Consider the following 19,024-nt stretch of genomic DNA (forward strand, 5'->3'; position numbering starts at 1 on the left):
CTAGCTGTACTCCGCCATCAGGTTGGTGACAGTCGGCTGATTGGGGATAGTCCGCCGAGTGCGGTGTGGCGTCGTCCAGTGCTGTAGTTCTCGAACCAGAGCACAAGGGCTGCGGAGCGGTCGGCGTTGGATGTGAAGATCTGTCGATAGACCCACTCGGTTTGCAGGGATCGATTGAACCGTTCAACCTTGCCGTTTTGCCAGGGGCAGTGCGGGCGGATGAATATGTGCCGGGCCCCCAACGCTGACTTCAGCGGCCCCACGGGTGTGGCGGTAGGAGAAGCGCTTGTCAGTCATCACGCGTTCGATCCGGTCGATGCCGTGGCTGGCGAAGTAGGTCGCGGCCCGGGCGAGGAAAGCGGCACAGGCGGTGCCCTTCTCGCCCGGGCAGGATTTCGGAGTAGGCCAGACGAGAGTGGCCATCAACCATGGAGTGGACGTAGTCGTAGCCGATGCGGGCCTACTTGCGGGCCGCGGTGGAACCCATCTGGCGGCTGTGAGCCCGCCAGCCCCCCGCCGTCGGGGATCCGGCTGATCTTCTTTACATCCATGTAGACCAACTCGCCGGGCCGGTCGCGTTCGTAGCCGACCGCGGTCGTTTTTCGAGGCCCTGACCACCGCTGCGGTCAGCAGATCACAGTCACGCAAGTAGAGCAGGTGGTGGCAGCGCAGGATCCGCGACACGGCCCGTGGTGCGAGTCCGAGTTCGGGACCCAGCCAGTCCTGCCCGCAGCGTTGCTCCTGGCGCAGGGCTACCACGCGCTCCTCAACTCAACTGCGGGCGCTGTTCGGCGCGGGCTGTGGTGAGGGCGCGATGACCGACCGTACAGGCCAGTCTCGCCCTGGAGGTCGTAGCCGGCGATCCAGCGGTGCGCGCACCGCCGTGAGGCCCCTTGAGCCTTGACCGCGTGAGCGATGGGCCACCCCAGCACACGGACACGGTGGGACGTGAAGACCTCCGGTTCGGGGACGGCTTCAGCACCAACCACCGCACCGGAGGTCCTCCCCCATCTCAACCAGAACCTGTCACCAACATCCTGCCCGAGTACACCTAGCCGACTCTGGAGGGTAGCCGCCATTCACCAGAAAGACTCTGCTCAACCCAACCCTCGTCGAGCAGAAGCTGCAACGCCGCCAAGCATTGCATCATGGTAAGACCGGCTCGTCTGGCCAGGGCACCGGCCGTAGCTTCCTCACCTACGTGAATCGCCTCGCGCACCAACTGAGCATCCTCCGGAAGCAGATCGAAGGGTTTGTCAGGGCCCCGGGTTGCTGCCTCGGGCAGTCGGCCCACCGGCCCGACGACCTCTAGCACGTCCCGGCCCCCTGTCACCAGCACCGCCTGTCCGCTGCGGATCATGTTGTGCGGCGTAGTGGAGAGCGAAGAATGCACCGACCCTGGGGTCGCCATCACCACTCTGCCCAATTCCGAGGCCCAGGCGGCCGTGTTCTTCGCGCCAGAGCGCAAAGCCGCTTCCACCACAACCACCCCAACGCTCAACGCGGCAATCAACCGATTCCGCGCCAGGAAGGCGGCCTTGGTGGGATGAGTGCCCGGCGGGGCCTCCGACAGAATCGCCCCACGTCGAACCAGCAGCGACGCCAGGCTGGCGTTGGAAGCCGGGTAAGGCTTGTCCACCCCGCTAGCCACGATTCCAACCGTCACTCCGCCGGCTCGCAATGCCCCATTGTGGGCAGCTGCGTCGATTCCAAACGCGAGTCCGGAAAGAATAGGTATCCCGCTCGCGCTCAGCTCCGCTGCCAGTTCTCCGGCAACGGTGGTGCCATACTGCGTCGGCGCTCTGGAACCGACGATCGCAACGCTCTGCGACGTATCCGGCAGGTCGGCTCCTTTGATCCAAAGTCCGAAAGGGGCACCCGCCTGGTTGTTGACCATCGCGACGTTCAAATCCGCCAACTGCGCTGGCCAATCCGGGTCATCGGGAATCAGGAAACGCGCCCCAGCAAGCCGAGTGGCTCGAAGTATCTCCTCCGGATCAATGCCCACAGCCTTGCGCGACCAGCGGTTCTCCGTCGATTTCCTCAACTGCGCCCAGACCCACTCCGGCCCCTCCCGCTCAACGAGCTGAACCAGTTGCGGCGAACCCAGATGACCCAGCGCGCACAATCCCATCCGTGCCAACCGTTCGTTCAGATTCGACACGAGTCCTCCCCGTTCCTGAGCCGCATCGCCACACGCAAATGCGTCTTCGTCACCCGATCCTCGCCCGCCAGATCTGCCAACGTCCACGCCACGCGAAGGATCTTGTCCACGCCGCGCAGACTCAACGCACCCAACGCCAAAGAACGATTGATCAGCTCGATCCCCTCAGGCAACGGAAGCTGCTTACGCATGAATGAACCCGCAACCTCACTATTTGTCCGCCAAGGCGTGTCCTTGAGCCGACGCGACTGCCGCTTCCTCGCCTCCAAAACTCGCTCACGCACCTCGAAGCTACTCTCCCCCGGCTGCTCCGCCGAATCAACAAATCGCTGAATGGCCGGCAGCCGATGGACAATGTCGACCCGATCGAGGATGGGCCCGCTCAACCTCTCCTGGTACTGCCGGACACGAGCCGGGGCACACGAACACTCCCTCCCCACGACGCCATGAAAACCGCAAGGGCAGGGGTTGGCAGCCAGCACAAGCTGAAACCGCGCAGGAAAACGAACCTGATGCATAGCCCGCCCGATACTCACATAACCGTTTTCCAAAGGCACCCTCAGCGATTCCAACGTCTTCTGGCCAAACTCCGGCCCTTCATCCAGGAAGAGCACACCTCGGTGTGCCAGGCTGACTGCGCCCGGCCGCACCTCGCGCCCACCCCCACCCACCAAGCTCTGCCTGCTGCAGGTGTGATGAGGATCCTGGTAGGGCGGCCGCGTCATCAACCCGGCTTCGACGCGCGCCCCGGCCAAGGAGTGCAAAGCAGACACCTCGATCGCCTCGTCCGGCGTGAGTTGCGGCAATATCGTGGGCAGCCTCGACGCCAGCATCGTCTTGCCCACCCCGGGCGGCCCTTGGAAGAACAGGTGGTGCCTGCCCGCGGCGGCCACCTCCAGCGCAAACCGGGCCTCCTCGTTGCCCTGTACGTCAGCCAGATCGGGCTGCATCGCCTCCGGCTCGGGGATAGCTGGGGGCACGTCGTGCACCACTGGCTCCCCAGCCAGGACGCTCAGAGCTTCCAGCAGGCAGCTAACCGCCCAAACGGTGACTCCGGGAACCAGCTGAGCCTCAGCGAGTTGTTCGGCTGGCACGATCACCGCTTCGAACCCCTGCCTCGCAGCCGCGAGCACCAACGGGATCACTCCTCTGACCGGCCGCACCCGGCCGTCGAGCCCCAACTCCCCGAAGATCGCCGTCCTCGGCAGGCGCTCGGGATCGACCGCGTTGCCGGGTTCAACGCTCATCGCGGCGATGGCTATGGCCAAATCGAAGTGGGTGCCGTGCTTGGGTAGCGACCCAGGAGAGAGGTTCACGGTGACCACACCGTCGGGCCACTTCTTGCCGGCAGCCTTCACCCCGTGCCGCACCCGCTCCTTCGCTTCGCTCAGCGCAGTGTCGGGCAAACCAACGAACACCGTGCGCGGCAGGTTCATCGTGGTGGCCGCTTCTATCTCCACCTTCGCACCGACGAGTCCCTGCAGTGCGATACACCAAGTGCTGCAGCTCATGCCGACACCGCCTCCAGATGGCTGATCTTCCGACCCTCCCGGCCCAGCAGTACACCGACGCCATCGACACGCACCCGGCTTGCCCGCACAGAGTGGGCCTTCATCCACATTCGCGCCAACTCGTACAGCTTTCGCGCTTTGGCCTGAGTGATCGCCTCAAGCGGCGTGCCAAAACCCAGCCCGGTTCGCGTCTTCACCTCAACGAAGATCAGCGTGCGCGAGGCGTCGTCAAACGCCACCAAATCAATCTCTCCATGCTGGCAACGCCAGTTTCGGTCGAGTACGCGCAACCCTTTCTCAACCAGATACTCTTCTGCCAGCCGCTCACCATACCTGCCGAGTGCCTTCGACGGCCTACCCAGTCGAACCATTCGATCACCTCCTGCCCAATAACTAGGAGGTGAAGATCCGCTAGCGCCGGTTATCCACAGAAAAGCTACGGGCGATCCGGGATCTGCAGCTCGGAGTGCGCGATCTCCTCGATCGACACGTCACGAAACGTCAGAACCTTCGCCGACTTCACGAACCGAGCGGGCCGGTACATATCCCAGACCCAGGCGTCTCCCATCGACACCTCGTAATAGACGTCCCCGCCCTCCGTGCGTACCTTCAAGTCGACGGCATTGCACAAGTAGAACCGACGCTCTGTCTCCACCGCATACGTGAAGATCCCGACCACGTCCTTGTACTCGCGGTAAAGATCCAGTTCGAGCTTGGCTTCGTACTCGTCAAGGTCCTCGGCACTCATGGGCACAACTCTACTGGGCTGAGGTGCGCACGGGCAGCCCGAACGTTCGCATAGCTCATCCGATGCTCGACCGAGGGCCCAAACTGCGCCAGTCTGGCCGAGTGCAGCTTCGTGACATACCCCTTGTGCACCTCGAAGCCGTAGTTCGGGTACCGCTTGGCCAGTTCGACCATCAAACGATCCCGCGTCACCTTCGCAACAATGGAAGCCGCGCTGACGCAGGCGGCCACCTTATCACCTTTCCACACACCCAGGCTGGGCACCCCCAACCCGTCCACCGCGAACCCGTCGGAGAGCACGAAACCGGGTCGCTGAGATAACTTGCTGACCGCTCGGCGCAGCCCCTGAATGTCGGCCTCGTGCATGCCCAGGGCATCGCACTCAGCGGCACTGACCTCCGCCACGGCCCACACCGCACACCCCGTTATCTGGTCATAGAGTCGCTCGCGCTTCCCCGGGCTCAGGGTCTTCGAGTCTCCCAACCCATCAATCGGCCGATCGGGATCCAGGATGACAGCGGCCGCCACCAGCGGGCCAGCGCAGGCGCCTCGACCCGCCTCGTCGGTGCCAGCTATTGGCCCCAAACCGGCCGTCACCAGTGTCGCCTCGAAGTCAAAGCCTCCGCGCATCAGCGGCAGGGCTCGACGTGGTTCAGCACGGGCTTCTCGGGCGCCGGTTCCGCCGGGGCCGGGACTTCCTTAAAAGCCTCCGGCACCCGGAACGTCGCCATCCGATCCAGCGGGGCCACGATGGCCACCGACGCCCCAACCACCTTCTCAACCGGCACGAAAGCCGTCATGCCCGGCGGATCCCCCTGACGCACGTTGGTCAGTTTGCATCGCGAATCGCTGGACGCGTTGCGGTGGTCACCCAACACGAAGACATGCCCGGCTGGCACCACGACATCGAAAACTACTGTGGAGGGCGCGATCTGCACGCCCTGCTCCGAATACAGGTAGGCGGACTCATCCAACGCTTGGCCGTTGACCTCGACAAAGCCCTGCTCGTTGACCCGCACGCGGTCCCCCGGCATCCCGATAACCCTTTTGATCAGGTACTCGGTGCTGCTGTTAGGCAAAACGCCAACGAACTCCAGCGCCTGGATCACCGGGCCGCGTTCCTTGGGCGCATGGCTCAGCCAGCCGCCTGGATCCTCGAACACCACGACGTCCCCGCGCTCGAAGCCGCCAAACTTCTTCACCGCCACCCGGTCGTTGACCAGTAGTGTGTTCTCCATCGATCCGCTGGGGATCAGGAACATCTGCGCGATGAACAGCCTAACGAGCGAAGCGATGACGACCGCCACCGTCACAACCCAGACGGTATCCCAGACCCAGCCACGCACTCTGCGCCCGAAGGTGGGTGGTGACTCGATTTCGTCTGGTTTTTCTTCACTCACGATGCCTCATCCTACCCGCAACAGGGAGGGCCACCGGGTATTCCCAGTGGCCCTCGGTAAAGCTTTGCCAATTCAGGCGCGCTTCTCCTTGATCTTCGCTGCTTTGCCGCGGAGGCCCCGCAGGTAGTACAACTTGGCGCGCCGCACGTCACCGCGACGCTCGACCTCGATCTTCTCGATGATCGGGCTGTGCAGCGGGAAGGTACGCTCCACTCCGACGCCGAAGCTCACCTTGCGCACAGTGAAGGCCTCCTGAACGCCACCGGAGTTCTGGGCAATCACGACACCAGCGAAGACCTGCACGCGCGAGCGGTTGCCTTCGACAACCCTGACGTGTACCTTCACCGAGTCACCGGCGCGGAATTCCGGGCGATCCTCCTTCAGAGAAGCCTTGTCGATTTCCTTGATCAGCGGATGAGTCATGTTAATCCTCGTCAGTGCCACAGGTCACCGCGGTCGTAGTTCGCCGGCCGCCTGGTCAACCCCCCTGTGGCAGGAGCCAGACACACCGTCGGACGCCCTAACGGGCATCAGCTGCCAATGATGCCAGAAAACCCGGTGCCCCGCATAATCCTGCTGTGGGGCGCGCACCCGGCTACCTGAACGGCAGTGGGCGGCGACCAGCCCAAAGACTTGCCACCGCCCACTGCCGTGTGACGATTACTTGCCGTCGCCCTTGAACATCGCCTTCATGAGGTCGCGGTTCAACTGCGAGATGGACGCAAGCGGGATGCCCTTCGGGCAGACCTCAGCGCACTCACCAATGTTAGTGCAGTTGCCGAAGCCCTCGGCGTCGTGCTGAGCCACCATCGACTTGACACGCCGGTAACGCTCCGGCTGGCCCTGGGGAAGCATCGCGAGGTGCGTGATCTTCGCGGAGGTGAACAGCATGGCGGAACTGTTCGGGCAAGCCGCGACGCAAGCGCCGCAACCGATGCAGGTGGCGTTGTCGAAAGCGACGTCCGCTTCCCGCTTCGGGGCGGGGGTCGCGTGCGCATCGGGAGCGGAGCCCGTGTTCGACGAGATGTAGCCGCCAGCAGCAATGATCCTGTCCAGCGCCGTGCGATCCACGACGAGGTCCTTGATGACCGGGAACGGGCCGGCCTGCCACGGCTCGATGTCGATCGTCGCCCCATCGGAGAACGATCGCATGTGCAGCTGGCAGGTGGTGGTCACCTCGGGTCCGTGCGCGATGCCGTTGATGACGAGCGAGCACATACCGCAGATGCCTTCCCGGCAGTCATGGTCGAAGGCCACCGGCTCTTCATTCTTCTCCGTGAGTTGCTCGTTCAGCATGTCGAGCATCTCGAGGAAAGACATGTCCTCGGACACGTTGTCGAGCAGGTACTCGACCATCTTTCCCTGGGCGTCGGTGGAGGCCTGACGCCAAATGCGCAGCTTCAGCTTCACTTGTAACTCCGTTGCTTCAGTTCGATTGCCTTGTAGTTCAGGTCCTCACGGTGCAGCACCGGCTTGGCGCCGTCGCCGCCCCATTCCCACGCCGCGACGTAGAGGAACTCGTCGTCGTGACGCAGCGCCTCACCGTCCTCGGTCTGCGACTCAGCGCGGAAGTGGCCACCGCAGGACTCGCGACGGTGCAGCGCGTCGATGCACATCAGCTCGCCCAGCTCCATGAAGTCAGCAACCCGGCCGGCCTTCTCCAGCGCCTGGTTGAAATCCTCATTTTTGCCCGTGACGCGGACGTTGCGCCAGAACTCCTCGCGCAGCTCGCGGATCAGGCCGATTGCCTTCTGCAGGCCGGCCTCAGTGCGCTCCATCCCGCAGTACTCCCACATGATGTGGCCCAGTTCCTTGTGGAAGGAGTCAACCGAGCGGGTGCCCTGGATGGACAGCAGCTTGTCGATGCGGCCCTTGGCGGATTCGAAGGCCTCCACAACCGCGGGATGGTTGTCGGGCAGCTTCTCGAACGGGGCATCAGCGAGGTAGTCGTTGATGGTGTTCGGGAGCACGAAGTAGCCGTCGGCCAGGCCCTGCATCAGCGCCGAGGCGCCCAAGCGGTTGGCGCCGTGATCGGAGAAGTTGGCCTCGCCGGTGACGAACATGCCGGGGATGGTGGACATGAGGTCGTAATCCACCCACAGACCACCCATGGTGTAGTGCACGGCCGGGTAGATGCGCATCGGCACCTCGTAGGGGTTCTCCCCGGTGATGCGCTGGTACATGTCGAAGAGGTTTCCGTACTTCGCCTCGACGGCCTTCTGACCCATCCGGTTGATGGCGTCGGAGAAGTCGAGGTAGACGCCGCGCCGCACCTGCTTGGTGGAGCCGTCGGGCTGCTTCTCCGTGATCGCCGGACCAACGCCACGGCCCTCGTCGCACATGTTCTTCGCCTGCCGCGACGCGATGTCGCGCGGCACCAGGTTGCCGAACGCCGGGTAGATGCGCTCCAGGTAGTAGTCGCGCGCCTCCTCCGGAATCTGACGCGGATCCTTCGCGCAGTCATCCGCCTTCTTCGGCACCCAGATGCGGCCATCGTTGCGCAGCGATTCGCTCATCAGGGTGAGCTTCGACTGCTGGTCGCCATGCACCGGAATGCAGGTGGGGTGAATCTGGGTGTAGCAGGGGTTGCCGAAGTAGGCACCCTTGCGGTGCGCACGCCAGGCCGCAGTGACGTTGCAGCCCATCGCGTTGGTGGACAAGAAGAACACGTTGCCGTATCCGCCGGTGGCCAGCACGACGGCGTCCGCGGTCCAGGTCTCCACCTTGCCGCTGACCATATCGCGGGTGACGATGCCGCGAGCGCGGCCATCAGCGACGATGAGTTCCACCATCTCATGGCGTGGGTACATCTTGACGGTGCCCGCATTGACCTGACGCTCAAGCTGCTGGTAAGCGCCGATCAACAGCTGCTGACCCGTTTGGCCGCGGGCGTAGAAGGTGCGCTGCACCTGGACGCCACCGAACGATCGGGTGTCCAGCAGACCGCCGTACTCGCGCGCGAAGGGAACACCCTGCGCAACGCACTGGTCAATGATGTTCGCCGAGACCTCGGCCAGGCGGTAGACGTTGGTCTCCCGAGCCCGGTAGTCGCCGCCCTTGACTGTGTCGTAGAACAAGCGGTGCGTCGAGTCGTTGTCGTTGCGGTAGTTCTTGGCAGCGTTGATACCGCCCTGCGCAGCGATGGAGTGGGCACGACGCGGGGAATCCTGGTAGCAGAAGTTCAGGACGTTGTAGCCGGCCTCGCCGAGCGTCGCGGCCGCCGCGCCACCAGCCAGGCCAGTGCCGACGATGATGACGGACAGCTTGCGGCGGTTGGCCGGGTTGACCAAGCGGGCCTGGAACTTGCGTGTGGACCACACCTTGTCGATCTCCACTTTCGGGGCCTTGGTGTCCTCGATGGGCTCGCCAACGGTGTAGTAGTTAAGAGCAACATCAGTCATGAGTTTCATCCAATCCAGCCGACGAAGACGGACACCGGCATGATCATGAAGCCGACGTAGAGGACGACGGCCACGAACATTGCGAGACAGTTGAGGATCTTGCGCGACTTGGCCGACAGGTTGAGGCCGAGCGTGGCGAACGCGCTCCAGAAGCCGTGCCGGATGTGCATGCACACGAGCACCATCCAAACGGCGTACAGCGCGACGAACCAGGGCTGAGTGAAGGCGTGAACGACCATCTTGAAGGGGCTTTCCAGGTCGCCGCCGAACTGCCCGGGAATCACGGTGAACTGCAGCAGGTGCACGATGAGGCCGAGCAACACGATAATGCCGCCCCAACGCATCGTGCGGGCCGAGTAGGTCTGCGCGAGCCTAGCGGTGTTCTGATAACCAGGGCCGGCCGCCTTGGCCGAACGCTGCCACAGCGTCACCGCCGACCAGAAGTGCAGCACGATGGCCAGCAGGAGCGCCGCGCGGAACACCCAGATGAACGTGCCTGCCGGCATGATCGGGTACAGGATGCCGCCGTCTTCGGTGGCGCCCTTGAGCCAGTGCGCGTAGTGGTCGAAAGCGTGGGCGCCCAAGAACATCTTGAGGTTGCCGTACATGTGCATGAGCAGGAAGCCGATCATGATCAGGCCGGTCACCGCCATGATGAACTTCCTGACCACAGTCGAGCGCAGTGCTCGCTGATGAGTTGTCAATGTAGTCGTCACGAGCCGTACTTTATCCAATAAACCCGACGCTTGCGGACGCCGGGCCCACTTTTAATAACAATTTCAGAGCCCACCCGACAAGGCAATTTTCAGCACGTTGGCCTATCTTAAATATCTGGAAAATGAATCCCTGAAACTCAATCCAACAGGTCCGGACGTCGCTGACGCGTGCGCTCCTCCGCCCGCTCACGGCGCCAGCGAGCGATGAGCGCGTGATTGCCGCTCAGCAGGATTTCGGGAACCTCTCGGCCCCGCCAGACAGGGGGCTTGGTGTAGTTGGGATACTCAAGCAGGGAGTCGTGACCCAGCGAATGGCTCTCCTCCCGCAGCGACTCCGGATTGCCGATGACGCCTGGGATCAGCCTGGTCAGCGCCTCGATCATCGCCAGCGCCGCAACCTCCCCACCGTTCAGGACATAGTCGCCAAGGCTCACCTCGAATGTCTCGTAGCGCTCATGGCAGTGCTCCAGCACACGCTGATCGATGCCCTCATAGCGTCCGCAGGCGAACACCAGATGTTGACGCTCGGCCAACTCGTGGGCCGTGCCCTGGGTGAAGGGCCTGCCCGCCGGCGTCGGAATCACGACGGTCATCGGCGCGCCTGCCGAGGCCTCGATGCCATCCAGCGCCTCTCCCCAGGGTTCGGGCTTCATCACCATGCCCGCCCCCCCGCCATAGGGGGTGTCGTCCGTTGTGCGATGCCTGTCGTGAGTCCAGTCCCGCAGGTCGTGCACGCGGACGTCGAGGATCCCAGCCGAGATTGCCTTGCCGACGAGGCTGAGCCTCAGCGGCGCGAAGTAGTCGGGAAAAATGGAGACGACGTCAATGCGCATCTCAGATGTCCTCCAGCAGCCCTTGCACATCTGCCAGGCGGACGAAACCGCCCGCGATATCCACGACGGGCACCAGTTGGGCGACAAATGGCACCATCCGACGCTGACCGTCTACGTCGACCAGTAGCAGGTCCTGTGCGGGCAGGTGCGCCACCTCGGAGATCGTGCCCCGCACGGCGCCCGACGCGTCCTGCACGGCGAGGCCGATCAGCTGCCGATCAAAGAACTCATCTTTTCCGCTGGGCTGTTCCTCCTCGTCCACATCGACGAAGAGTTGTTGCCCGGTGAGCGCCTCGACCACGGTTCGATCGCTCAGCCCAACAAAAGAGAGCAGGAGGCGGCCGCCGTGCCAGCGCACGGCAGCCACCTCCAACACTGTTCCATCGCCACAGCGCAGCTTCACTCCCTTGGCGAAACGGCGGTGCGGCTCGTCGGTTGTCACGTGGATCGCGACGTCGCCACGGATCCCGTGAGCGCGACCGATCCTTCCAACAACGACTTCGATGCTCATCGACGGCGCGGACGATCCACGTCGACGAAGTCGACCCGGATCTGTTCCTTGCCGGCCAAGGCCCCGATCACGGTACGCAACGCCGAAGCGGTACGCCCCTGTCGACCGATAACCTTGCCCACGTCGTCCGGATGGACGCGGACCTCAAGCAGCCGCCCACGGCGGAGGTCCTTGTCACGAACGGTGACATCATCGGGGTTGGCGACAATGCCAGCGACGAGGTGTTCGAGTGCGTCGGCGAGCACTGTCAGGCCTCTTCGGCCTCGGCCGGCTCGTCGGCGACCTTGGCGGCCTTCTTCTCGCCGGCCTTGGTGATGGCGGACGCGACGTAGCTGGAGTCCTCGGCGAGAGCCTTGGCGAACTCCGCCTCCCGGTCCCGACGCTCCGGCTGCGGATCGATGCCCGCCGGGGTGGTGTCACCGGTGAATTTCTGCCAATCCCCCGAACGCTTGAAAATCGCGACGACGGCCTCGGTGGGCTGTGCGCCGACCGAGAGCCAGTACTGGGCACGCTCCGAGTTGACGCGGATCACCGAGGGGTCGTTCTTCGGGTGGTAGATGCCGATCTCTTCGATGGCCTGGCCGTCGCGCTTCTTGCGGGCGTCCATCACGACGATGCGGTAGTGCGGGCTGCGAATCTTGCCCATGCGCTTCAGACGAATCTTGGTTGCCACTTGTGTGGTTACTCCTTGTTTTAGCAGTTTGGGGCGGCAGCCTGGCGTGTGGGGCACGCTCGGCTGCAAACCATCAGGTCCTTCTTGGCAGATGAGAGAGGGCTCTGCACAAAAAGGTGCATCGGACATTGTGCCAGAGCATTCGCGGTTCGCCTAATGCGCGTCCAACAGTGGCTAGGCTTTGCCCATGACCGAGGCCCCCACCCAGCTCACCGAACTGACCGACGACGAGTTCGCGACGCTCGTCGAGGAGGCACTCGACGAGCTGCCTCCCGCCCTGACCGAGAACGTCGAGAACCTGCTGTTTCTCGTCGAAACAGAGCCGGACGATGGCTCGGACACCCTCGGCTACTACGAGGGCACATCAATCACGGAGCGCGGCGGCACCGAGTACGGCTTCGGCGAGTTGCCGGACCGCATCGTGCTGTTTCGTGGGCCGCTGACCCGCATGTGCGCCTCCCTCGACGAGTTGCGCGAGGAGATAGCCATCACCCTGATCCACGAGCTGGGCCATTACCACGGCATCGAGGAGAACAGGCTGCACGAACTCGGGTGGGGCTGAGCCACCCGAGCCCGGCGAAACGGCTCCAAGTAATGAAAGCGCTGCCAAGCTCGGGAGGTTCTTTGTCAAGAACCTCCCGAGGTGGGCGCACCGGTTAGAAAAGGTGCAGGCTTCCCTTTCCCCCAGCCCGGCGCGGCTTTCGCTGCAAGGCTTATCCGCAGACGCTGTGCAGCGAGCCGTGGTAGACCACCACGGACTGCGGGTTGCACACCCCGGAGTTGAGCGTAGGAACGATCCCCGGCCCCTGCTCCACCGGGAGGCTGGCTCCGAAGGCGCGCTTGGCGCCGAGCAGCTCGGCCAGGGGCCCGGGCTCGGCCACCATCTCGACCTTGGTCTCGTTGGGGTTCACGCCGAACTTCTCCGCGGCATAGCGGAAGAACTCGTCACGCCCTTTCACCCCGTTGATCAGGCCGTACGCCTTGGCCTTATCAGGCGCGAATACGGCGGCGCCCATCTCGTTGCGAATCACATCGGGGCTGATGCCGCGCCCCTGGGCCACCCGCTCGACAAAGTTGGCGTAATCCTCATCAATCATTTCCTGATACTGCTTCTTGACCGCTTCATCTGCAGGAGCGAACGGATTGCCGAAAACCTTCCCGCGCCCAGCGGAGATGAATTCCTGCTCGACGCGTTCCGCAGTGACGCCGGGCTGCAGGATCGTGCTGCCGATCCCAGTGACGTTCTCGTAGCGCGAGATCGGCCCAATAAACACGCCGATCGAGCCAACCATCGCACCCTCGTCTACCCAGATCTCATCCGCGGAGGAAGTGGAGTAGACACCGCCCGACGCCGACATTGACGAAACGTGCACGAGAACCGGCTTCCCCGTGCGCTGCTTGTAATCGCTCACCGCATTGGCGATCGCGGCCGATCCCGTGACGGAGCCGCCCGGAGTGTTGACCAGCAGGACGAGACCCGCCGCCTCATCCGCATCGAGCTCGCGGATCATGTCGGCGACCTCATAACCGTACGTGCCGCCCCCGAGCACCCCACCCTCGCCGCTCTCGGTAAGGATCGTGCCAGAGATCTGCACCGCGCGCAGCTTGTCCTTGGCGGAGTCCGGCCCCCAGATGGTCTCCAGTTGTGTGCTGGCGGTGCCCGCAGGTGTCTGGATCAGGGTGGCCAGCGACGCCATCATTATCACGGTGGTGATGATCGAGGACACGGTCAGCACGATCCCCAGGCCGAGAGCGAAGCCGAAGCCCGCGCCGAAACCGCGGCCGAATCCTCCCCGACCAGACTGGCTCTGGACGTAGGTCGGCTGCGCAACGACCGGTCTCTCGGGTGCGCTGGGCGGGGGCCACTGCTCGCTGGATGCGGGTTTGGCCTGCTGCGGTTGATCCGCTGTGACCGGCGGCTGGGACTGGGGCGACGGTGCTGCCGTATCGGATCGGAAGTCTGGTTGATCAGTCATGGATCGACTCTCCTCTTAAGAACAGGTGAACAGGGGAAAAGAGAACGTTGAGGTCCTTCAAAGGGTCGTGTTCAAAGATCAGGAAGTCCGCCGAGGCTCCTTCGACGATGCCCTCCGCCCCCAGCCATTCCCGGGCACGCCAGCTCGCGGCTCCGAGAGCGAACTCCGCGCCACCGACCTTCGCCAGCTCCAGCACTTCGTCGACTATGCGCCCGTGCCGCACGACGGTGCCCGCGTCGGTGCCCGCATAGATCGGCACCCCGGCGTCGCGCGCCCGGCCGATGGTGTCGTATCGGCGTGCGTGCAGATCGAGCATGTGCTGAGCGTATTTGGGGAATTTGGTTTGCCCCTGGGCCGCGTAGGTGGGGAAGTTGGCCAGATTCACCATCGTCGGCACCAGCGCGACGCCGCGTTCCGCCATCAGCGCAATCGTCTCGGCCTCCAGCCCCGTGCCGTGCTCGATGCAGTCCGCCCCGGCTTCGACGATCTCAGCAACGGACTGCTCGGCGAAACAGTGCGCGGTCACTCGGGCCCCGGCCTCGTGGGCGGCTGCGATGCCCTCCCGAACGGCAGCCGCCGGGAAGCTGGGCGCGAGATCCCCCGCGCCGCGCTCGATCCAGTCGCCGACGAGCTTCACCCACTCCCCCGGCCTGGCTTCCGCGGCCATCACCGCGACCAGCTCGTCGGGCTCAATCTCGTGGGCCGCGTGCCGGATGTAGCGGCGGCTGCGCGCGATGTGTCGCCCGGCGCGAACGATCCTGGGGGCTCGTGGATCTCCGTCGAGGAAACTCGTGTCCCCGGGCTGGCCGCAGTCCCGCACCAACATCACGCCCGCCGAGAGATCGTCCCAGGCCTGTGCGCGGGCGGTGGCCTCGTCGACGGCCCCCTCGACGCCCAACCCAATGTGGCAGTGCGCGTCCACCAGACCGGGCACGAAGAAGGCTCCCCGGACCACGGTGCGCGCTCCCGCCACGGGAGCAAACGTCACCCGCCCCCCGACCACCCAAAGATCGACTGCCTGGCCAGTGGGGACGACCACCCCGTTGAAGTGCAGCTGCTCCATAGGCAGAGAGTCTACGGCCACACCAGATCAGAACTTGTGTTGGTCGAACATCTTCTTCAGTTCCGGCGGCAACTCGAAGTCTTCCATACTCTGCGGCAGTTGCTGCGCCTGCTGCTGCGGCAGCGTGCGCTTGGCGGTGGTTCGCTTGCCCTTCTTCTTCGCCTTTGCCTTGGCCTTGGCGCTCAGCCGCTTCCCGGGGCCGCGCATCCCACCGGCGCCTGGCATCCCGGGCATCCCCGGCATACCGCCCAGGCCCGGCATCCGCCCGGCCATCGACTCCATCATCTTGCGGGCGTCCACGAACCGGTTGACGAGATTGTTCACCGCGCTCACCTCCACCCCGGCGCCTTTGGCGATCCGGGCGCGACGCGAGCCGTTCAGGATGGAGACATCATCGCGCTCCGCCGGCGTCATCGAGCAGATGATGGCCTCGATCCGGTCGATCTCGCGCTCGTCGATCTCGTTGATGGCGTCCTTGAACTGCCCAGCCCCGGGCAGCATGCCCAGGATCTTGGTCAGCGGCCCCATCTTCCTGAGCTGGCGCATCTGGTTGAGGAAGTCGTCGAGGCCGAATTGGTTCTTGCCGCCCAGCAGCTTCTCCGCGGCTGCCCGGGACTGTTCAGCGTCGAAGGTCTTCTCGGCCTGCTCGATGAGCGTGAGCATGTCGCCCATACCCAGGATGCGGCTGGCCATTCGGTCGGGGTGGAAGAGGTCGAAGTCCTCCAGCTTTTCGCCGTTGGAGGCGAACATGATCGGCTTGCCGAGCACGCGGGCGATCGACAGCGCGGCACCGCCCCGGGCGTCGCCGTCAAGCTTGGTGAGCACGACGCCGTCAACGCCCACGCCCTCGTCAAAGGCCTTCGCGGTGTTGACCGCATCCTGACCGATCATCGCGTCCACGACGAACAGGGTCTCGTGCGGGCCGACGGCGGCCTTGATGTCTGCCGCCTGCCGCATCAGCTCGGCGTCGACGCCGAGGCGGCCCGCGGTATCCACGATCACGATGTCGTAGAGCTTCTGCGCGGCGTACGCGATGGAATCGCGGGCGACCGCCACCGGATCTCCGACGCCGTTTCCGGGCTCGGGAGCGAAGACGTGCACACCCGCGCGCTCCCCGACGATCTGCAGCTGGTTGACCGCGTTCGGGCGCTGTAGGTCGGCCGCCACCAGCAGCGGGGAGCGTTTCTCGGCCTTCAGCCACTTAGCGAGTTTCCCGGCCAGCGTGGTCTTGCCCGCGCCCTGCAGGCCGGCCAGCATGATCACGGTAGGCGGGTTCTTCGCGAACCGGATTCGGCGCGCCTCGCCGCCCAGGATGGCGATCAGCTGCTCGTTGACCACCTTGATGATCTGCTGGGTTGGGTTGAGCGCCTTAGAGATTTCGAGCCCGGTGAGCTGCTGCTTCGAGTTGGCGATGAACTCCTTGACCACCGCCAGGTTGACGTCGGCTTCCAGCAGGGCAATCCGGATTTCGCGCATGGTGGAATCGATGTCGGCCTCGGTCAGCCTTCCCTTGGCGCGCAGTCCCTTGAAGACGGAGGCCAGCCGGTCCTGGAGAGTGTCAAACACCTTTAATCGCCCTTCTTGTGCTCAGCTACCCGCACAAGGATACCTACTTCTCCACCTCGCCCCGGAACCGAGCGGGCGCCCAAGCCCCCACGGAGCCGGGCGCCCGCCCTCGTTGACTTGGTTCTATTCGCCGAGGATGCCCGCGACGAAGCCTTCGGCGTCGAACGGGGCCAGGTCATCGACGCCCTCGCCCAGCCCGATCAGCTTCACCGGCACCCCGAGCTCGCGCTGCACCTGGACCACGATGCCGCCCTTGGCCGAGCCGTCGAGCTTGGTCAGCACGACGCCCGAGACGTCCACCACTTCGCCGAACACCCGCGCCTGGGTCATGCCGTTCTGCCCGGTGGTGGCGTCCAGCACCAGCAGGACTTCGCTCACCTTGGCGCGCTTCTCGACGACTCGCTTGACCTTGCCCAGCTCATCCATCAGGCCGGTCTTGGTGTGCAGCCGCCCCGCTGTATCGATGAGCACCACGTCGACCCCGAGCTCGATGCCCTTACTCACCGCGTCGAAGGCCACGGAGGCCGGGTCGGCTCCCTCGTGGCTGGACACCGTCTCGACGCCCACGCGCTCGCCCCAGGTGGCGAGTTGCTGGGCTGCTGCCGCCCGGAACGTGTCCGCGGCGCCGAGCAGCACCGCCTTGCCCTCTGCGACGAGCACCCGGGCCAGCTTGCCCACGGTGGTGGTCTTTCCAGTGCCGTTCACACCGACGACGAGCACGACCGCAGGGTTGTCCCCGTCCTTGTCGAGGTTCAGTGAGCGATCCAGGCTGGGGTCGGTCAGCGCGATCAGCTCACGGCGGAGCACTTCCTTCGCCGTGCTTACGTCGGAGACACCGTCCACGGCGAGCTCCTTGCGAAGCGCGGTGGTGAGCTCGGTCGTCGGGCCGACCCCCAGATCGGAGGCAATCAGCGTGGCCTCGAAGTCGTCCCAGACCTCTTCGTCGATGCGGTCCACCGAAAGCAGATCGGCGAGGGCACGCGCAAGCACATTGTTAGACGAGGCCAGCCGACGGCGCAGCCTGCCCATCCGGCTCCGCGACGGCTCCGGCCGTTCCACCTCAGGGGCGGGCTCAGCTTCGGGCGCGGGCGCCTCGGCCTCAGCCTCCACCGTCGTGGGCTCGACTTCGGGCCGCGCTGTCAGCTCGGCAGTGTCGGGCTCCTCGGGCGAAAGCTCCTCTAGGCCTGACGGCGGTTCGAGTTCACCCGGTTCCCCGCCCGCCTCGAGCCTCTTGCGCTTGTTGTCGAGGATCACGATGACAGCACCGGCAACGATGGCCAGGCCGACACAGCCGAGGACGATCCAGAAGATCAACGAATCAATACTGAGCAGAATCACCAGGCCATCCTAACCTTCGCCCGCCCGTCCGGCTGATGAGCAGCCACCCACCCGCCTTTTCACACACGGTGTTAGATTCAACTTCACTGGGCGAAAGGAGCGATGTTGCGGGGCCCTCAAGCTGAACTGCTGTACCAAGTAGCACAGCGGCACTACGTCGAAGGCGCGACGATGGACGCGATAGCGGCTGAGCTGGGCGTTTCCCGCCCGACAGTTTCGCGTCTGCTGGCCAAGGCCCGTAACACTGGTTTGGTTCGAATCACGATTGCCGAGCCGCCGGGCTCGCAGTCGCCGACGGCGGTGGCCATCGCCGAACGTTTCGGCATCCAGGTGCACATCGTGAACGTCGTGGACAGCGTTTCTCCCACGACACGAATCAATATGGTGGCGAAGCTGGCCGCGAAGATCCTCACCTCGCTCGTCAAGGACGAGTCCTCGCTCGGCGTGGCGTGGGGGGTCACTGCAGCCCGGGTGGCCCGCCAGCTCGACCCGGTGAAAGTCCATGGGGTGCGTGTCGTGCAGATGAACGGCAGCGCCCACGCCTATGAAGCGGCCCTACCGTATGCCGGTTCCCTGCTGCAGATGTATGCCCAGGCCTACGGTAACGCCACGATTGTGCCGTTCCCGGTCCCCGCCTTCTTCGACCACGCAGGCACCAAGGAGGCCATGTGGCGGGAGCGCTCGGTGCTGCGGGTGCTCAACGAAATCCGGCGCCTGGATGTCGCGGTGTTCGGTGTCGGCTATCCGAACGCTCGTGTACCGAGCCACGTGTACGCGAACGGCTACATCGATCCGGGAGACCTTTCCAACGCGATCGCCGACGGTGCCGTCGGGGACATCTGCACGGTGCTCATCCGGGCCGACGGCAGCTTCCGCGGCATCGCACTGAACGATCGTGCAAGCGGGCCGACGCCCGAGGAGATGCAGTCGATCGGGCGGCGCCTGTGCGTCGTCGGAGATCCCAGCCGCTCGGCGGTCCTGCTGGCCGCTTTACGCGCAAGAGCCGTTACGGATTTGGTTTGCGACAACGTGACGGCACGCACCCTGCATCGGATGATCGAGAGCACTGAATAATCGTTCACATGAACAAGTTTTCATGACCGTTGGTTCCTTCCTCACGACGAT

20 protein-coding genes and 1 pseudogene are annotated in these 19,024 nt (G+C 64.5%); 2 read left to right on the forward strand and 19 right to left on the reverse strand.

Annotation, left to right across the window (positions count from 1 at the left end):
- Window positions 1-17: 17 nt before the first annotated feature.
- The 15 genes and pseudogenes from EII42_RS13490 to rpsP all read right to left on the reverse strand — a co-directional run bounded on the left by EII42_RS13490 (window position 18) and on the right by rpsP (window position 11,956).
- Window positions 18-1,079 (reverse strand): annotated as a pseudogene (locus EII42_RS13490) (IS481 family transposase).
- Entirely contained in the window at window positions 1,052-2,164 is a 1,113-nt protein-coding gene (dprA, locus tag EII42_RS07855; protein WP_125171569.1) for a DNA-processing protein DprA, read from the reverse strand. The pseudogene EII42_RS13490 and the gene dprA overlap by 28 nt, the downstream one beginning before the upstream one ends.
- Window positions 2,152-3,675: a YifB family Mg chelatase-like AAA ATPase gene (locus EII42_RS07860; protein WP_125171570.1), complete on the reverse strand. Its 1,524-nt coding sequence runs from the start codon at window positions 3,673-3,675 to the stop codon at window positions 2,152-2,154. Before EII42_RS07860 ends, dprA begins: the two co-directional genes overlap by 13 nt.
- Window positions 3,672-4,046 carry a YraN family protein gene (locus EII42_RS07865; protein ID WP_199729834.1) on the reverse strand — a complete coding sequence of 125 codons (375 nt, stop codon included), beginning with the start codon at window positions 4,044-4,046 and terminating at the stop codon, window positions 3,672-3,674. The genes EII42_RS07860 and EII42_RS07865 overlap by 4 nt, the downstream gene beginning before the upstream one ends.
- 65 nt (window positions 4,047-4,111) lie before the next feature.
- The gene (locus EII42_RS07870) at window positions 4,112-4,423 is read right to left on the reverse strand and encodes a DUF2469 domain-containing protein (protein WP_125171571.1); all 312 of its coding nucleotides are present in this window, start codon (window positions 4,421-4,423) and stop codon (window positions 4,112-4,114) included.
- Window positions 4,420-5,052, reverse strand: a complete 633-nt coding sequence (locus EII42_RS07875; protein ID WP_125171572.1) for a ribonuclease HII — start codon at window positions 5,050-5,052, stop codon at window positions 4,420-4,422. Before EII42_RS07875 ends, EII42_RS07870 begins: the two co-directional genes overlap by 4 nt.
- Entirely contained in the window at window positions 5,052-5,822 is a 771-nt protein-coding gene (lepB, locus tag EII42_RS07880) for a signal peptidase I (protein WP_233558315.1), read from the reverse strand. The genes EII42_RS07875 and lepB overlap by 1 nt, the downstream gene beginning before the upstream one ends.
- A 72-nt stretch (window positions 5,823-5,894) precedes the next feature.
- The gene (gene rplS / locus EII42_RS07885) at window positions 5,895-6,245 is read right to left on the reverse strand and encodes a 50S ribosomal protein L19 (protein WP_125171574.1); all 351 of its coding nucleotides are present in this window, start codon (window positions 6,243-6,245) and stop codon (window positions 5,895-5,897) included.
- A 237-nt stretch (window positions 6,246-6,482) separates the two neighbouring features.
- Window positions 6,483-7,232, reverse strand: coding sequence for a succinate dehydrogenase/fumarate reductase iron-sulfur subunit (locus EII42_RS07890; RefSeq protein WP_125171575.1), 750 nt, complete (start codon window positions 7,230-7,232; stop codon window positions 6,483-6,485).
- Window positions 7,229-9,223: a fumarate reductase/succinate dehydrogenase flavoprotein subunit gene (locus EII42_RS07895; protein ID WP_233558316.1), complete on the reverse strand. Its 1,995-nt coding sequence runs from the start codon at window positions 9,221-9,223 to the stop codon at window positions 7,229-7,231. The genes EII42_RS07890 and EII42_RS07895 overlap by 4 nt, the downstream gene beginning before the upstream one ends.
- Before the next feature lie 5 nt (window positions 9,224-9,228).
- The gene (locus tag EII42_RS07900; protein WP_125171622.1) at window positions 9,229-9,906 is read right to left on the reverse strand and encodes a succinate dehydrogenase cytochrome b subunit; all 678 of its coding nucleotides are present in this window, start codon (window positions 9,904-9,906) and stop codon (window positions 9,229-9,231) included.
- Between the two features lie 170 nt (window positions 9,907-10,076).
- Window positions 10,077-10,772, reverse strand: a complete 696-nt coding sequence (gene trmD, locus EII42_RS07905) for a tRNA (guanosine(37)-N1)-methyltransferase TrmD (protein WP_125171577.1) — start codon at window positions 10,770-10,772, stop codon at window positions 10,077-10,079.
- Window position 10,773: 1 nt separating this feature from the next.
- A complete protein-coding gene (gene rimM, locus EII42_RS07910) occupies window positions 10,774-11,283 on the reverse strand; it encodes a ribosome maturation factor RimM (protein WP_125171578.1) in 510 nt (169 codons plus the stop codon).
- A complete protein-coding gene (locus EII42_RS07915) occupies window positions 11,280-11,528 on the reverse strand; it encodes an RNA-binding protein (RefSeq protein ID WP_125171579.1) in 249 nt (82 codons plus the stop codon). Before EII42_RS07915 ends, rimM begins: the two co-directional genes overlap by 4 nt.
- A gap of 2 nt (window positions 11,529-11,530) precedes the next feature.
- Window positions 11,531-11,956 (reverse strand): 30S ribosomal protein S16, encoded by a 426-nt coding sequence (gene rpsP / locus EII42_RS07920; RefSeq protein ID WP_125171580.1) that lies wholly within the window; start codon window positions 11,954-11,956, stop codon window positions 11,531-11,533.
- 187 nt (window positions 11,957-12,143) lie between these two features.
- On the opposite strand from rpsP, the gene EII42_RS07925 reads away from it, so the two are divergent.
- Entirely contained in the window at window positions 12,144-12,518 is a 375-nt protein-coding gene (locus EII42_RS07925; RefSeq protein WP_125171581.1) for a metallopeptidase family protein, read from the forward strand.
- A 151-nt stretch (window positions 12,519-12,669) separates the two neighbouring features.
- Here EII42_RS07925 and EII42_RS07930 read toward each other — a convergent pair whose 3' ends face one another.
- From EII42_RS07930 to ftsY, 4 genes are all read right to left on the reverse strand, one after another.
- Window positions 12,670-13,932, reverse strand: a complete 1,263-nt coding sequence (locus EII42_RS07930; protein ID WP_125171582.1) for a S49 family peptidase — start codon at window positions 13,930-13,932, stop codon at window positions 12,670-12,672.
- Window positions 13,925-14,995: an amidohydrolase family protein gene (locus EII42_RS07935; RefSeq protein WP_125171583.1), complete on the reverse strand. Its 1,071-nt coding sequence runs from the start codon at window positions 14,993-14,995 to the stop codon at window positions 13,925-13,927. Before EII42_RS07935 ends, EII42_RS07930 begins: the two co-directional genes overlap by 8 nt.
- Window positions 14,996-15,022: 27 nt before the next feature.
- A complete protein-coding gene (gene ffh / locus EII42_RS07940; RefSeq protein WP_125171584.1) occupies window positions 15,023-16,561 on the reverse strand; it encodes a signal recognition particle protein in 1,539 nt (512 codons plus the stop codon).
- A gap of 123 nt (window positions 16,562-16,684) precedes the next feature.
- Window positions 16,685-17,893 carry a signal recognition particle-docking protein FtsY gene (ftsY, locus tag EII42_RS07945; protein WP_233558324.1) on the reverse strand — a complete coding sequence of 403 codons (1,209 nt, stop codon included), beginning with the start codon at window positions 17,891-17,893 and terminating at the stop codon, window positions 16,685-16,687.
- Between the two features lie 108 nt (window positions 17,894-18,001).
- Here ftsY and EII42_RS07950 point away from each other — a divergent pair, with 108 nt between their 5' ends.
- On the forward strand, window positions 18,002-18,973 hold the full coding sequence (locus EII42_RS07950; protein WP_125171585.1) for a sugar-binding transcriptional regulator: 972 nt from the start codon (window positions 18,002-18,004) through the stop codon (window positions 18,971-18,973).
- Window positions 18,974-19,024: the final 51 nt, after the last annotated feature.

It is taken from the genome of Tessaracoccus sp. OH4464_COT-324, assembly GCF_003932855.1.
Lineage (GTDB): Bacteria > Actinomycetota > Actinomycetes > Propionibacteriales > Propionibacteriaceae > Arachnia.